This window comes from Ensifer sp. ENS03 (genome assembly GCF_014852035.1).
Classification (GTDB): Bacteria; Pseudomonadota; Alphaproteobacteria; order Rhizobiales; family Rhizobiaceae; genus Ensifer; species Ensifer adhaerens.
In genome coordinates, this window is sequence record NZ_JACVAV010000001.1 from 1,313,988 (window position 1) to 1,329,012 (window position 15,025).

Genomic DNA, 15,025 nt, shown 5'->3' on the forward strand with positions numbered 1-15,025 from the left:
AGATGACGAATATGCAGAAGTTTGACTTGTCCACCGTCGAGGCGGAAATCGGTACGCCGGCGGCCGACCGGCTCATCTCAGGCGCGCCGCAGTTCAAGACCTGGAACCTTGAGGAGGCCGAAGGAGGTCTCTATGCCGGGGTCTGGGAATCGACGCCCGGCAAGTGGCGGATCGTCTATGAGGAGTGGGAATACTTCCACATCCTCTCAGGCTATTCGATCGTCACGCAGGATGGCGGCGAAGCGGCGCATCTGCGCGCCGGCGACAGCATGATCCTGCGTCCCGGCTTTGAGGGCACCTGGGAGGTCGTGGAGACGACCCGCAAGGACTATGTCATCCGTCTGTGATCGCTCAAGCACCGGAGATCAGTCTTCGGTGCTCGTCACCAGACGAGGTCGAGGCGTTCCAGGCCGTGAAAATGGAACGCGTCCTTGACCTCGGGCTCGTTCTTCAGCCGCATGTTCGGCAGGCGCTGAAAGAGGATCGGCAGCGCCAGATTGAGCTCCAGCCGGGCAAGCGGCGCGCCGATACAGAAATGCAGGCCCGCTCCGAAAGAGACATTGGCGCCTTCGTCGCGCGTCGGCCGGAACGCGTTCGGTCCGGTGAACTTCTTCGGGTCCACGTTCGCCGCTCCGAGCAGCAGGCCGATCTTGTCGCCCTTTCGCAGAGTGACGCCTTCATCGAGTTCGATATCCGAGAGCGCATAACGCTGGAAAATATGCAGCGGTGCCGCAAAGCGCAGACACTCCTCCACCGTCAGCGCGGTTGCCGTCTCCGTGGCAAACAGGTCTTTCGCCGGAAGCCCGGATTGCAGGATTGTCTTCACCGCGTTGCCGATCTGGTGCACGGTCGCCTCGTGACCTGCATTGAGGAGGAGGGCGGTGGTCGAGACCAGTTCCGCCTCCGACAGCCGCTCGCCATCCTTTTCCGAGGTAATCATGTGCGTCAGCAGGTCGTCTGCGGGGGTGCGGCGCTTCTCGGCGATGATGCCGCGCAGATAGTCGGCAAAATCTGCGGAGGCTTGGTTAGCGTCGAGTTCGGTCTCGTAGCTCGGGTTGAAGACATACATCCGGACCATGCGATGCGACCAGTCGAGCAGATCGGGCGCCGCTTCGACGGGAATGCCGAGCATGCGGGCGATGATCGTCACGGGAAGCGTTTCGGCAAAGCTTTTCAGCAGTTCGACCTCGCCGTCATCGGCAAAGCCGGCGATGAGGGCATGCGACAGTTGCTCGATGTCCGGCCGGAGCTGTTCGATCTGCCGCGAGACGAAGGCCCGGTTGACGAGCGTGCGCAGCCGCGTGTGCGCCGGTGGTTCGAGTTCCAGCAGCGAATGCTCTTCGAGCGCGTCGAAATCCTTCAGATGCGGCTTCGGCAGCGGCAGGCCGAGTTCGTCGCGTGTCGCCACATGCAGTATCTGCCGGCCGAAGCGTCGGTCGCGCAAAAGCGCGTTCACCAGGTCGTAGCCGGCGAAATACCATTGCTGACGTTCCTCCCAGAAGAAGGCCGGGCACTGCGCATGGATCTCGGCATAGGCTGCGAGCGGATCACGGTAGAAGGCAGGATCCCGCGCGTCGATGGAAACGCGCCTCAGCGTGCGGTCGATGGAAATGGCAGGCATGGCAGCGGCTCTTCGCGGACTTCAATGGTCCCTATGTCTAAGGGAACCGCGGTTCGGCCGGCAAGGGCGGATATCGGCACCCGCGGCCATCGGGGCGTTGACAGCACGTGCCATGGCGGCCAATCTCTGCTGGCTGCGTAGGGCGCATCGGCAGAGGGCTGAAAGGGCAACGCCCGCCTACGGAACACAGACCGTAGTTGCGCCCATGCCAAACCTTGAAAACCTGAAGAAGCAGGCGAAGCAATACCTCAGATGGCATCGCGACCAATACTATCCGGTCGCAGCCGAGATCAGGGCTGCCTTGCCGCGCTTCCGCGATCTTGACGACGAGACCATTCTCAAGTCGGAGTTCAAGCTCGCCGACGCGCAGGAACTGATCGCGCGTCAATCGGGGTTCGACAGTTGGCAGGCGCTCAAATCAGGAGCCCTGACAATGACCATGCAATCCAAACCCGCCACACCGCAGCCGGTGCTGCAATCGACAGCCGCGCAGTTGTTCGTTGCCGATATCAGCGCCGCGTGCGACTTCTTCACCGAGAAGCTCGGCTTTGCGGTCGATTTCGTCTACGGCGATCCGCCCTTCTACGGGCAGGTGATCCGGGACAATGCTCGGCTCGCTCTGCGTCTCGTCTGCGAACCCGTCTTCGTCGGCGACATCCGGCAGCGCGAGCACCTGCTTTCCGCCTCCATCGCCCTCGATACCGCCAATGACATCAAGCAATTGTTCCTGAGCTACCAGTCGGCCGGGGTCTTTTTTCACCAAACGTTGCGCACGGAACCCTGGGGCGCACGGACGTTTATCGTGCTCGATCCCGACGGAAATCTGATCCTGTTTGCAGGGCCGGCCGATTGAACGAAAGCGCGGGAAGGGGCGCCGGTAGCGCGCGTTTGCTGCCGGCGTCCGTATCTCCAGGCGTGCTATCCGCGGGGAACAAACTTCCGCTTTCCTCCCTTTTTCTGTGGCACCAGGCGACCTATTTGCGCATGATGCGGCCAGCAAGCAGGGAGCGGCATGGGAAAAAACCAGTCCAGTCTATCGGCGGGGATCGTCGCTGCGATCCGCAAGAGACGCCCCACCGTCGTTCATCGCGAAGCCGCGGTCAGCCGTGGCGATATCGTAATCGCCTCCTACAACATTCACAAATGCGTCGGCACCGACGGGCGCTTCGACCCCGGTCGTACCGCCAATGTCATCGGTGAGTTGGGCGCAGATATCGTCGCGCTTCAGGAGGCCGACCAGCGGTTCGGTGAGCGTGCCGGTCTGCTCGATCTCGAGCATTTGCGCCGCGAGGCACACCTTGTTTCGGTGCCGATTTCCGGATTTTCGACCAAGGGGCATGGCTGGCACGGCAATGTCCTGCTGCTGCGTGAGGGCGCCGTTTCCGACGTGCGGCAGCTCAAGCTTCCCGGCGTGGAACCGCGCGGTGCGCTGGTCGTCGATCTCGATCTGAAAGTGGGGCCGCTGCGCATCATCGCCGCCCATCTAGGACTTCTGCGGCATTCGCGTGCCCAGCAGGCCGAGGCGATCCTCGAGGCAGCGTCCGATGCGAACGGGCGGCCGACGCTGCTCATCGGCGACCTTAATGAATGGCGGATGGGGCGGCGTTCGTCGCTGTCCTTCCTCAGCCCGGTATTCGATCCGTCCCACGCGACGGTCGCCAGTTTTCCCTCACGCTTTCCCCTGTTGCCGCTCGACCGTGTGCTCGGAAACCCGCATAGCCTGGTGACGTCGGTCGCCGTGCACGATTCGCCGTTGGCGCGGATTGCCTCGGATCATCTGCCGGTAAAGGCCTCGATCGACCTGAAGGCGGCGCAGCCGGAACAAAGAGACGGCCGACGGGTCGAAGCCGGGCGTACGGGGGCGGCCTAAAGGCACGGGCGAGTTTTCGATGGGATCCTCTATCCTGTTCACCGTTGCCGCCATCCTCGGACTGGTTGTGGCGACGGTTCTCTATGTCTACGGCCGGTTCGGCCGCCGCCCGCACGGGCCGCCGTCAAGCGCACTCCCGCTGGCCGATGCCGTCACGGAGCTCGACCGATATGTGGCGCCGCTCGTTGCGGGGCAGGCGGGTGCCAATGGGGTGGCGCTTGTTTCCGATAATATCGAGGCCCTGGTGGTCCGAGCTCACGCAGCACGACGCGCCGGACGCAGCCTCGACCTGCAGTACTACTACTGGAAGGGCGACCTGACCGGTCTTCTTCTCGCCCGCGAGATCCTGGCCGCCGCGGACCGTGGCGTCCGCGTCCGGCTGCTGCTCGACGACATCAATGCGGGCATCCATGACCGAATGTGCATCGCGCTCGACGCCCATCCCCATATCGACGTACGGCTCTTCAATCCGAGCCGGGCGCGCACCGACCGCTTTCGCCGCGGCTTCGAAATGGCGATCCGCGCCTTCAGCGCCACGCGCCGCATGCACAACAAGCTCTGGGTAGCCGACGGCCGCGTTGCGATAGCCGGCGGCCGCAACATCGGAGACGCCTATTTCGATGCCGCCGAGCTCTCCAATTTCCGTGACCTCGATGTCTGGATGGTCGGACCCGTGCTGGAGCAGGCGTCTGCCATGTTCGACCGCTACTGGAACAGCACATCCGTGCTCCCGATCGCGGCGCTGCGCACGCCGCGCAAGCAGTATCTGCCGGCACTGCGCGATTCCGTCGAAGGATTGGCGCGCACGCCGGCAGGCCGGTTCTATCTCGAGCGCGTCGACAAGGCGGTTGAAGAGGCGGAGATCTACCAAGGCACACGGCGGCTTCACTGGAGTTCCGAGATCCGTCTGGCATCCGATCCGCCGGAAAAGGCGCTGATGCAGCGGCGCCAGAACTGGCTGTTGCGCGAACTCTTTCCGCTGATCGAGGCAGCCACGCGGGACTTGCGGATAATCTCGCCCTATTTCATTCCCGGCGTTGCCGGCACGCGGGAACTCGCCGCCATTGTTTCGCGCGGCGCTCGCGTGGCGGTCCTGACCAATTCGCTTGCAGCGACCGACGTTGCCGCCGTTCACGGCGGTTATGTCAAATATCGCCGGAAGCTCATCCGGGCCGGCGTCGCGCTCTTCGAGTTGAAGGAGCAGGGCGATGTCGCCGAGGGACACCGCATGACATTGTTCGGACGCCGCAACGCGAGCCTGCACAGCAAGGCGTTCGTGGTCGACGGCCTGAACGGTTTTGTCGGCTCGATGAACTTCGATCCGCGCTCAGCTTCACTCAACACGGAAATGGGCGTCGTCTTTCAGGATGTGGCACTCGCCGGCGAACTGGCTTCCATGTTCGAGGAGGAAACTTCGCCGTCGATCAGCTACCGGATCGACATCGAAGGATCGCGTCTTGTCTGGCGTGATCGCGCCAATGGCTCCGAGCGGCTGGTGCGCCACGAGCCGGACGCGAGCCTGGCAAGGCGCATGATCGCCGGGGTAATCCGTGTGCTGCCGATCGAGTCGCAGCTGTGAACAGCGCCCAGGTTCGCGGATTTCCCCTTCGTTTACCGATATCGCCGAAGCCTGTGTGCAGAGTTTGCGTCCATGGCCTCAACCGAGGATATCGATGGAAAAATGTTCTATCGCCAACCATGTGTGGAGGACGGCCGAACTTCGAAGCAAAGCGGACCTTCGATTAAGCTTATCGAAGCTTCGCGACTTGAAGTGAAGGGTGTTGACACTCTATGTAGGAGCAGAAGGTAAATCCCGTGATTCCCGGTTCGCAAAGGTTTTGCGAACCCGATTGATGAAGGTTCGATATGAGAAATCCCGTTGATACCGCCCTGGCACTGGTGCCGATGGTTGTTGAACAGACCAACCGCGGTGAACGTTCCTACGATATCTTTTCGCGCCTTCTGAAGGAGCGCATCATCTTCGTGACCGGCCCGGTCGAAGACCAGATGGCAACGCTCGTCTGCGCCCAGCTTCTTTTCCTTGAGGCGGAAAACCCGAAGAAGGAAATCGCGCTCTACATCAATTCGCCGGGCGGCGTCGTCACGTCGGGCATGGCGATCTACGACACGATGCAGTTCATCAAGCCGGCCGTTTCGACGCTTTGCGTCGGTCAGGCGGCCTCGATGGGTTCGCTGCTCCTGGCCGCCGGCCACAAGGACATGCGTTTCGCCACGCCGAACGCGCGCATCATGGTTCACCAGCCCTCGGGCGGTTTCCAGGGCCAGGCCTCGGATATCGAGCGCCACGCCAAGGACATCCTGAAGATGAAGCGCCGCCTCAACGAGGTCTACGTCAAGCACTGCGGACGGACCTATGAAGAGGTTGAGCAGACGCTCGATCGCGATCATTTCATGAATGCGGACGAAGCTCTGAGCTGGGGCCTTGTCGACAAGGTTCTGACCTCGCGCGAAGAGATCGAGGGCGGCGAGCAGGCCTGATAACGCGCATTTGTGTCGGGATAGATGTAATTGTGACACAATTGTAATGGCTCAAGGGCTTTATCGACAGGGTAAAGCCGGTAATATGAACCATTAATGCTATGTTGGAATCTGTCAGCGTAGTGTTCGTTCGGAGTTGGGAGAGTCGTTGCGACTGCGTCGGGCGTTTACGCCTGGGGCGGTGAGTACTCCCGGAAGCCCTGTTTGAGGTTGAGGCTCAGGGCAAATTGAGTGGTCCGCGATACTTATCTTGAAAGTGTCCGGCGTGCTGGAAGGAAGTGGAAATGAGCAAGGTCAGCGGAAGCAACGGCGGTGACTCGAAGAATACACTTTATTGTTCGTTCTGCGGCAAGAGCCAGCACGAAGTCCGAAAACTGATTGCCGGACCGACCGTGTTCATCTGCGATGAATGCGTCGAACTGTGCATGGATATCATTCGCGAAGAGAACAAGACCTCGATGGTCAAGTCCCGCGACGGTGTTCCGACCCCTCAGGAAATCATCAAGGTTCTGGACGAATACGTCATCGGCCAGCAGCAGGCGAAGCGCATCCTGTCGGTCGCCGTTCACAACCATTACAAGCGCCTGGCGCACGCCGCCAAGGGAAGCGACGTCGAGCTTGCGAAGTCGAACATCATGCTGGTCGGCCCGACCGGCTGCGGCAAGACCTATCTCGCCCAGACGCTCGCCCGCATCATCGACGTGCCGTTCACCATGGCCGACGCCACGACGCTGACCGAAGCCGGTTATGTCGGTGAAGACGTCGAGAACATTATCCTGAAGCTGCTTCAGGCTGCCGACTACAACGTCGAGCGCGCCCAGCGCGGCATCGTCTACATCGACGAAGTCGACAAGATTTCGCGCAAGTCCGACAACCCGTCGATAACCCGCGACGTATCGGGCGAGGGCGTGCAGCAGGCGCTTCTGAAGATCATGGAAGGCACGGTTGCCTCGGTACCGCCGCAGGGCGGCCGCAAGCATCCGCAGCAGGAATTCCTGCAGGTGGATACGACCAACATCCTGTTCATCTGCGGCGGTGCCTTTGCCGGCCTCGACAAGATCATCTCCGCCCGTGGTGAGAAGACCTCGATCGGTTTCGGCGCAACGGTCCGCTCGCCGGAAGATCGCCGTGTCGGCGAAGTTCTGCGCGAACTGGAGCCGGAAGATCTCGTCAAGTTCGGCCTGATCCCGGAATTCATCGGTCGTCTGCCGGTTCTGGCGACGCTGGAAGATCTCGATGAAGATGCGCTGATCCAGATCCTGTCCGAGCCGAAGAACGCTCTGATCAAGCAGTACCAGCGCCTGTTCGAGATGGAAGACGTCGAACTGACCTTCCACGAGGACGCGCTTCGCGAGATCGCGCGTCGGGCGATCGTGCGCAAGACCGGTGCCCGTGGCCTTCGCTCCATCATGGAGAAGATCCTGCTCGACACCATGTTCGAGCTGCCGACGCTCGAAGGCGTGCGCGAAGTGGTCATCTCGGACGAGGTGGTCAAGGGCGCTGCCCGGCCGCTCTACATCTACTCGGAACGGTCGGACGAAAAGACCAACGTTTCGGCCTGAGCGTCCTGAATTACCCTTTGAGAAGCCCGCCTCGTGCGGGCTTTTTCATGTCTGCTTCATGTGTTCACACTTAGCTGTTGAGACACCTGCGCCGGGGCGCAGATTTCACAATTCGATTGTTGCTAAAGTGCCGCAAACAACGCAATGATGTGACGATTCAATGAAGGACCTTAATGGTTGCGGTCCATGAGCTTGTAGTCCGTCGCAAGGTCCGCAACAGCATTGATGCGTAGTCAGAAGGACCCGGCCACTGTTTGTGGATGTCTGCGTCGAGCCTTGAAATGGACGCGGTCGCACTCCACTTTCATGTGGAAAATATGACAGCCGGGAGTGCCTGTAGGGCTCCCGGATACGGGCCCGAAATCGGGACGGAAAGGAAATGACATGACGAACAAAACGTCACCGGCGACTGAAAGCGCGACCTACCCGGTCCTGCCGCTCCGCGACATCGTAGTCTTCCCGCATATGATCGTGCCGCTTTTCGTCGGCCGCGAAAAATCGATCCGTGCGCTCGAGGAAGTCATGGGCACCGACAAGCAGATCATGCTTGCCACCCAGATCAACGCCACCGACGACGATCCGGAACCGTCCGCGATCTACGAAGTCGGTACCATCGCCAACGTTCTGCAACTGCTGAAGCTGCCCGACGGCACCGTCAAGGTACTGGTCGAGGGCCGCGCGCGCGCCAAAATCGACGGCTACACGCCGCGCGAGGAATTCTATGAGGCTGCGGCGCATAGCCTGAGCGAGCCGGAGGAAGATCCGGTCGAGATCGAGGCGCTCAGCCGCTCGGTCATCTCCGAATTCGAAAGCTACGTAAAGCTCAACAAGAAGATCTCTCCCGAGGTCGTCGGCGTTGCCAGCCAGATCGAGGACTATTCGAAGCTGGCCGACACGGTCGCTTCGCACCTGTCGATCAAGATCGTCGAAAAGCAGGAAATGCTAGAGACCACCAGCGTGAAGATGCGCCTGGAAAAGGCGCTCGGCTTCATGGAAGGCGAGATCTCCGTCCTGCAGGTGGAAAAGCGCATCCGCTCGCGCGTCAAGCGCCAGATGGAGAAGACCCAGCGCGAGTACTACCTCAACGAACAGATGAAGGCGATCCAGAAGGAACTCGGCGACGGCGAAGACGGCCGCGACGAGATGGCCGAGCTCGAAGAGCGTATCGCCAAGACCAAGCTTTCCAAGGAAGCGCGCGAAAAGGCTGATGCAGAGCTGAAGAAGCTGCGCCAGATGAGCCCGATGTCGGCGGAAGCCACCGTCGTTCGCAACTACCTGGATTGGCTGCTCGGCCTGCCCTGGGGCAAGAAGTCGAAGATCAAGACCGACCTGAACCATGCCGAGGAAGTGCTCAACGTCGATCATTTCGGCCTCGACAAGGTCAAGGAGCGCATCGTCGAGTATCTCGCCGTGCAGGCGCGTTCGACCAAGATCAAGGGCCCCATCCTGTGCCTCGTCGGCCCTCCGGGCGTCGGCAAGACCTCGCTCGCCAAGTCGATCGCCAAGGCGACCGGCCGCGAATATGTGCGCATGGCGCTGGGCGGCGTTCGTGACGAAGCCGAGATCCGTGGCCACCGCCGCACCTATATCGGCTCGATGCCGGGCAAGGTCGTTCAGTCGATGAAGAAGGCGAAGCGGTCCAATCCGCTGTTCCTGCTCGACGAAATCGACAAGATGGGCCAGGACTTCCGCGGCGATCCGTCGTCGGCGCTGCTCGAGGTGCTGGATCCGGAACAGAACTCGACCTTCATGGACCACTACCTGGAGGTCGAATACGACCTGTCCAACGTGATGTTCATCACCACCGCCAACACGCTGAATATCCCGGCGCCGTTGATGGACCGCATGGAAGTGATCCGCATCGCCGGCTACACGGAAGAGGAAAAGCTGGAAATCGCCAAGCGGCATCTGCTGCCGAAGGCGATCCGCGACCACGCGCTGCAGCCGAAGGAATTCTCGGTCACAGACGGCGCGCTGATGGCGGTCATCCAGACCTACACCCGCGAAGCCGGTGTGCGTAACTTCGAACGCGAGCTGATGAAGCTCGCCCGCAAGGCCGTGACCGAGATCATCAAGGGCAAGGCCAAGAAGGTCGAAGTGAACGCTGCCAACATCAACGACTATCTGGGCGTTCCGCGCTTCCGCCACGGCGAAGCTGAACGTGACGATCAGATCGGTGTTGTCACCGGTCTCGCATGGACTGAGGTCGGCGGCGAGCTTCTGACGATCGAAGGCGTCATGATGCCCGGCAAGGGCCGCATGACCGTCACCGGCAACCTGCGCGACGTGATGAAGGAATCGATTTCCGCGGCGGCTTCTTATGTCCGCTCGCGCGCAATCGACTTCGGCATCGAACCGCCGCTGTTCGACAAGCGTGACATCCACGTGCACGTACCGGAAGGTGCGACGCCGAAGGATGGCCCGTCGGCCGGCGTCGCGATGGCAACCACGATCGTGTCGATCATGACCGGCATCCCGATCTCCAAGGATGTTGCAATGACCGGCGAGATCACGCTGCGCGGCCGCGTGCTGCCGATCGGCGGTCTGAAAGAGAAGCTCCTGGCAGCGCTGCGGGGCGGCATCAAGAAGGTGCTGATCCCGGAAGAGAACGCCAAGGATCTCGCCGAGATCCCGGACAACGTGAAGAACGCGCTCGAAATCATCCCGGTTTCGCGGGTGGGCGAAGTGCTCGAACACGCTCTGGTGCGCATGCCGGAACCGATCGATTGGGACCCGGCAAACGAGCCGGCAACCGTAGCACCGGTTGATTCGCAGGACGAAGCAGGCTCCTCCGTCGCCCACTGACGGGGGTTTGAAAATGGGTGCAGCCGGCTCGCGCGGCGCTCATTTTGCAGAAAAATTGGGAAGACCGGCCATTGGCCGGTCTTTTTTGTTGTAAAAGCGCCCTGCAAGCCTTGCATTCCAAGGGATTAGGCGCAATTGGGAAAGGCAAGACGCGGGCGAAGCGCAAGCCGCCGCGCCTTAAAACACAGTCGTTTCGAACCAATCTGAAAGGGGTGGAAACATGAACAAAAATGAGCTCGTGTCTGCCGTTGCTGAGAAGGCCGGACTTTCCAAGACCGACGCATCTTCTGCAGTTGATGCAGTTTTCGAGACCATCCAGGCTGAGCTGAAGAACGGCGGCGACATTCGCCTGGTCGGCTTCGGCAACTTCTCGGTTTCGCGCCGCGAAGCCTCGAAGGGCCGTAACCCGTCCACGGGTGCGGAAGTTGACATCCCGGCACGCAACGTGCCGAAGTTCACGGCCGGCAAGGGCCTGAAGGATGCCGTCAACGGCTGATGAGATTTGCTTGGCGGCCGGACACGAGGCCGGCAGTCCAGGTATTCGAGGGTTCGGCGCAAGCCGGACCCTTTCGCATTTTGGGGGCAGCCCTTGCGGGTGTCCGTCATTTGCTCTAGGGCTTGCCCATTCTCAGGGCGGGGTGAAAGTCCCCACCGGCGGTAAGGGCATGACAGCGCGGCGTCTTGGAGACGCGCGAAGGTGGCCCAAGCCCGCGAGCGCCTTTCCTCGATTTTTGGGGAGAGGGTCAGCAGATCCGGTGCAACTCCGGAGCCGACGGTCATAGTCCGGATGAAAGAGAATGGTCGCTGACACGAAGGGCAGGGATGCCCGGCGTCGTGCCGTGCGCTCATGCGTCCTGATTTGTGTTTGGTCCGCTTTCAGGGTGCATGACATGAATCAGACTTCCCTCGGCTTTTCCTCCTCGCGCGCCATGGCCGGAGCCGGCTTCATGGTGTTGGCCGGGATCGCTTTCGCCGGCCTCAATGTCGTCACCCAATGGCTGACGATGAAGCTCGGTTTTCCAGCCACCGCCATGGCGTTCTGGCAATATGCCTTCGCCTTCCTCTTCTCACTGCCGTTTCTGCGACGCGTCGGGCTGTCGGCCATGCGCACCGACTATCCCTGGCGTCACGTCGCGCGCGTGGTGTTGGCCGCCTTCGGTGTGGGGGCCTGGGTCTCCGGTCTGGCGCACGTGCCGATCTGGCAGGCGATCGCGCTGGTCATGACCTCGCCGTTCTTCATCATCCTCGGCGCCCGCCTGTTTCTCGGCGAACGCGTCGGCGCGGCGCGCTGGGCCGCAACCGCGGTCGGTTTCGCCGGGGCGATGATTATTCTCGAACCGTGGTCGGACAGCTTCAGCTGGGCCGCCCTTTTGCCGATCCTGTCGGCGCTGTTGTGGGGCGCTTCGTCGCTCATCACCAAGAGCCTCACAAGTCTCGAGCGCCCCGAAACGATCACCGTATGGCTGCTTGTGCTTCTGACGCCGATCAACGGCGCCATCGCGCTTTCGGCCGGCTTCACCATGCCGGATGGGACAGCACTCGGCTTCCTGCTGCTCGCCGGGATACTGACCGTAGTCGCACAATATCTGCTGACGCTCGCCTATACTGTTGCCGACGCTGCCTACGTGCAGCCCTTCGACGATCTGAAGCTGCCGCTTAACGTCTTTGCGGGCTGGCTGGTCTTCGGTTACGCGCCGACAGGATATCTTTGGGTCGGCGCAGTGCTGATCCTTGGCGCCTCGCTGTTCATCATGCGCAACGAGATGCGGCGCGAGCGCGCCGCGCCTGCAACCGGAACGGTGTAAAACCCAAGCGTTGTCATTCGGCTGTCATCGGCATCGCGCAGAACCCCCATGTTTTCAGTGTTCGCACATGGGGGATTTCATGACCATCACTTCGCGCGTGACCGCGCTTGCGGCCGTTCTTCTTGCATCCGCAGCATTTCCTGCGGCGGCCGAGCCCGTCTTCAACCGCATTGCATCCTTTGCTGTTGCCGATAACCTGCCGGAAGGCGATGCGCGCAAGGCGCCGACATCTGCCGAAATCATCACGGCCAGCGAAGACGGCAACACGCTTGTCTATTCCGACAGCCCCGGCAAGCGCGTCGGCCTGATCGACATCAACGATGCCAAGGCGCCGAAGGCAGCCGGCACGGTCTCTTTTGACGGCGAGCCGACCTCGGTCACCATCGCCGGTGCAAAGGCACTCGTCGCGGTCAACACGCGCGAAAGCTTCGTCAAGCCTTCGGGGCTTCTTGCGATCGTCGATCTGGCCTCGAAGAAAGTCGATGCGACCTGCGATCTCGGCGGCCAGCCGGATTCGATCGCCGTCAACAAGGACCGCACGCTGGCGGCCATCGCCATCGAGAACGAGCGCGATGAAGAGCTGAACGACGGCAAGATCCCGCAGATGCCGGCCGGCGACCTCGTCATCTTGTCGTTGAAGGATGGTGTTGCCGATTGCGGTTCGCTGAAGCGCGTGACGCTGACCGGTCTTGCCGAAATCGCCGGTGAAGACCCGGAGCCGGAATTCGTTTCCTTCAACGGCAAGGACGAGATCGCGCTGACGCTGCAGGAGAACAACCACATCGTCATCATCGACGGCAAGACGGGAACGGTGAAGACGCATTTCTCTGCCGGCACGGTCGACCTCAAGAACATCGACACCAAGCGCAACGGCGCGATTGCCTTCAAGGACGAGCAGCCGGGCCGCAAACGCGAGCCCGACGCGGTGAAGTGGCTCGACGACCACCGCATCGTCGTTGCCAACGAAGGCGACTATGAAGGCGGTTCGCGCGGTTTCACGATCTTCGACACCACCGGCAAGGTGCTCTTCGAATCGGGCGCGAGCTTGGAGCATGCGATCGCCGCCATCGGCCACTATCCGGAGAAGCGCTCTTCGGCCAAGGGCGTTGAGCCCGAGGGCCTGGAAGCGGCGAAGTTCGGTGACGACAACCTGTTCTTCGTTCTGTCCGAGCGTGCCTCGATCGTCGGCGTCTACAAGGATACGGGCGCCGAGCCTGAGTTGCTGCAGCTCCTGCCGTCGGGCATCTCGCCGGAAGGCGCCGTCGCGATCCCCGCGCGCAATCTCTTTGCGACCGCAAACGAAGTCGATCTCGTCGAGGACGGCGGCGCGCGCTCGCACGTGATGATCTATGAGCGTGCCGAGGGCGAAGCGGTCTATCCGCAGATCCGCTCCGCCGAGAAGGATGGCTTGCCGATCGGCTTCGGCGCACTCTCCGGTCTCGCCGCCGTCGCCGACAAGCCCGGCTTCCTGCGCGCCGTCAACGATTCGGTCTACTCGTCGCAGCCCACGATCTTCACCATCGATGCCACCCAGAAGCCGGCGCTGATCACCGAAGCGCTCGCCATCACCCGCGATGGCGCACCGGCGCAGAAGCTCGACATCGAAGGCATCGCCAATGACGGGGAAGGGGGCTTCTGGCTCGCGTCGGAAGGCAACTCCGACAAGCTCTACAGCCACGCGATCTTCCACGTGAACAAGAAGGGCGAGATCAAGAAGGAAATCGCCCTGCCGGAAGCGCTGCGTGCCGGCGAAACCCGCTTTGGCTTCGAAGGCATCACCGTTGTCGGCGAAGGCGACGAGCAGACGCTGTGGATGGCGGTTCAGCGCGAATGGAAGGATGACGAGAAGGGCTTCGTCAAGCTCGTCTCCTACAACCTGAAGAGCGAAGAATGGGGCGCCGTGCGCTACCCACTCGAAAAGGCCGGTGACGGCTGGGTTGGTCTGTCGGAAATTTCCGTCCACGGCGACTATGCCTATGTCATCGAGCGCGACAACCTGATCGGTCAGGCTGCCAAGCTGAAGAAGATCTATCGCGTTGCGCTCTCGGAACTGAAGCCAGCTGCCCTTGGCGGTGAACTGCCCGTCGTCAAGAAGGAAGAGGTTCGTGATCTCATTCCGGAACTGAAGGCGCTGAATGGCTACGTCGTCGACAAGGTCGAAGGCTTCACCGTCGATGCCGCCGGCAACGGCTATGTCGTCACCGACAATGACGGCGTCGACGACTCCTCTGGCGAAACCCTGTTCTTCTCCATTGGCGCCATCAACGCGATGTAAGCGTTACCGCCCGGAGAAAACGGGAGAGGCCGGGACATGACGTCCCGGCCTCTTTCTGTTTCGGCACTTGTGATTTGCGACGAGCGAGAACGCTCCTAGCGGGCGATCGCGATCTGCGCTGCCTCTTCGGCCTCATCCTTGCGCTTGCGGATCTCGTCCGTCCGGTCGACCAGCTTGCCGACGATATCAAAGAGCGCGTCGAGTTCTTCGTCGTCGAGGGCCGAGAAGATCTCCTCGAGCAGCTGCTTGCGCGGGTGCTCTGCGGCTTCCAGTACGACGCGGCCCGTTTCGGTGATCGAGACGATCTTGGCGCGCCGGTCTTCAGGATCGGGCTTGCGCATGACCAGGCGGTCACGCTCCAGGCCGTCGATCGCTTCGGTGACGGTGCGCGGCGCGAAGTTCAGCGCGCAGGCGATGTCGGTCGAACGACAGGGGCCGAGCTTGCTGAGGAAGAAGAGGAACTTGCTGCGCGCCAGCGACACGCCTTCCTCGGTCATCGATTCGTTCACCAGCCGGTGAACCCGGTGGTAAAGCTCGAACAGTCTATCGGAAACTTCAAATGTCTTCTTCATGATCGTCGCTGGAATT

The 15,025-nt window shown here is 61.5% G+C and carries 12 protein-coding genes and 1 riboswitch; of the genes, 10 read left to right on the forward strand and 2 right to left on the reverse strand.

The window, feature by feature from the left end:
* Window positions 1–2: 2 nt before the first annotated feature.
* Entirely contained in the window at window positions 3–347 is a 345-nt protein-coding gene (locus tag IB263_RS06455) for a cupin domain-containing protein (RefSeq protein ID WP_060522184.1), read from the forward strand.
* 35 nt (window positions 348–382) lie between these two features.
* Here the strand turns inward: IB263_RS06455 and IB263_RS06460 are convergent, their stop codons facing one another.
* Window positions 383–1,621, reverse strand: coding sequence for a cytochrome P450 (locus IB263_RS06460; protein ID WP_192437971.1), 1,239 nt, complete (start codon window positions 1,619–1,621; stop codon window positions 383–385).
* 205 nt (window positions 1,622–1,826) lie between these two features.
* Here IB263_RS06460 and IB263_RS06465 point away from each other — a divergent pair, with 205 nt between their 5' ends.
* The 9 genes from IB263_RS06465 to IB263_RS06505 all read left to right on the forward strand — a co-directional run bounded on the left by IB263_RS06465 (window position 1,827) and on the right by IB263_RS06505 (window position 14,437).
* Window positions 1,827–2,474, forward strand: coding sequence for a VOC family protein (locus IB263_RS06465; RefSeq protein WP_034803637.1), 648 nt, complete (start codon window positions 1,827–1,829; stop codon window positions 2,472–2,474).
* 159 nt (window positions 2,475–2,633) lie between these two features.
* Complete coding sequence (locus tag IB263_RS06470) at window positions 2,634–3,491, forward strand: endonuclease/exonuclease/phosphatase family protein (protein ID WP_034803635.1); 858 nt, start codon at window positions 2,634–2,636, stop codon at window positions 3,489–3,491.
* 19 nt (window positions 3,492–3,510) lie between these two features.
* Complete coding sequence (locus IB263_RS06475; RefSeq protein ID WP_192437973.1) at window positions 3,511–5,070, forward strand: phospholipase D family protein; 1,560 nt, start codon at window positions 3,511–3,513, stop codon at window positions 5,068–5,070.
* Between the two features lie 287 nt (window positions 5,071–5,357).
* Window positions 5,358–5,990, forward strand: a complete 633-nt coding sequence (locus IB263_RS06480) for an ATP-dependent Clp protease proteolytic subunit (protein WP_034803630.1) — start codon at window positions 5,358–5,360, stop codon at window positions 5,988–5,990.
* Window positions 5,991–6,274: 284 nt separating this feature from the next.
* Window positions 6,275–7,552: an ATP-dependent Clp protease ATP-binding subunit ClpX gene (clpX, locus tag IB263_RS06485; protein ID WP_034803621.1), complete on the forward strand. Its 1,278-nt coding sequence runs from the start codon at window positions 6,275–6,277 to the stop codon at window positions 7,550–7,552.
* A 384-nt stretch (window positions 7,553–7,936) separates the two neighbouring features.
* Window positions 7,937–10,357, forward strand: a complete 2,421-nt coding sequence (gene lon, locus IB263_RS06490) for an endopeptidase La (protein WP_192437982.1) — start codon at window positions 7,937–7,939, stop codon at window positions 10,355–10,357.
* A gap of 220 nt (window positions 10,358–10,577) precedes the next feature.
* Window positions 10,578–10,853, forward strand: coding sequence for a DNA-binding protein HupB (hupB, locus tag IB263_RS06495; RefSeq protein WP_034803616.1), 276 nt, complete (start codon window positions 10,578–10,580; stop codon window positions 10,851–10,853).
* 124 nt (window positions 10,854–10,977) lie between these two features.
* Window positions 10,978–11,160: riboswitch (FMN riboswitch) on the forward strand.
* An 87-nt stretch (window positions 11,161–11,247) separates the two neighbouring features.
* Entirely contained in the window at window positions 11,248–12,162 is a 915-nt protein-coding gene (locus tag IB263_RS06500) for a DMT family transporter (RefSeq protein WP_060522189.1), read from the forward strand.
* Between the two features lie 67 nt (window positions 12,163–12,229).
* Entirely contained in the window at window positions 12,230–14,437 is a 2,208-nt protein-coding gene (locus IB263_RS06505; RefSeq protein ID WP_192437984.1) for an esterase-like activity of phytase family protein, read from the forward strand.
* A gap of 95 nt (window positions 14,438–14,532) precedes the next feature.
* Here IB263_RS06505 and IB263_RS06510 read toward each other — a convergent pair whose 3' ends face one another.
* Window positions 14,533–15,009 (reverse strand): MarR family winged helix-turn-helix transcriptional regulator, encoded by a 477-nt coding sequence (locus IB263_RS06510; RefSeq protein ID WP_034803611.1) that lies wholly within the window; start codon window positions 15,007–15,009, stop codon window positions 14,533–14,535.
* Window positions 15,010–15,025: the final 16 nt, after the last annotated feature.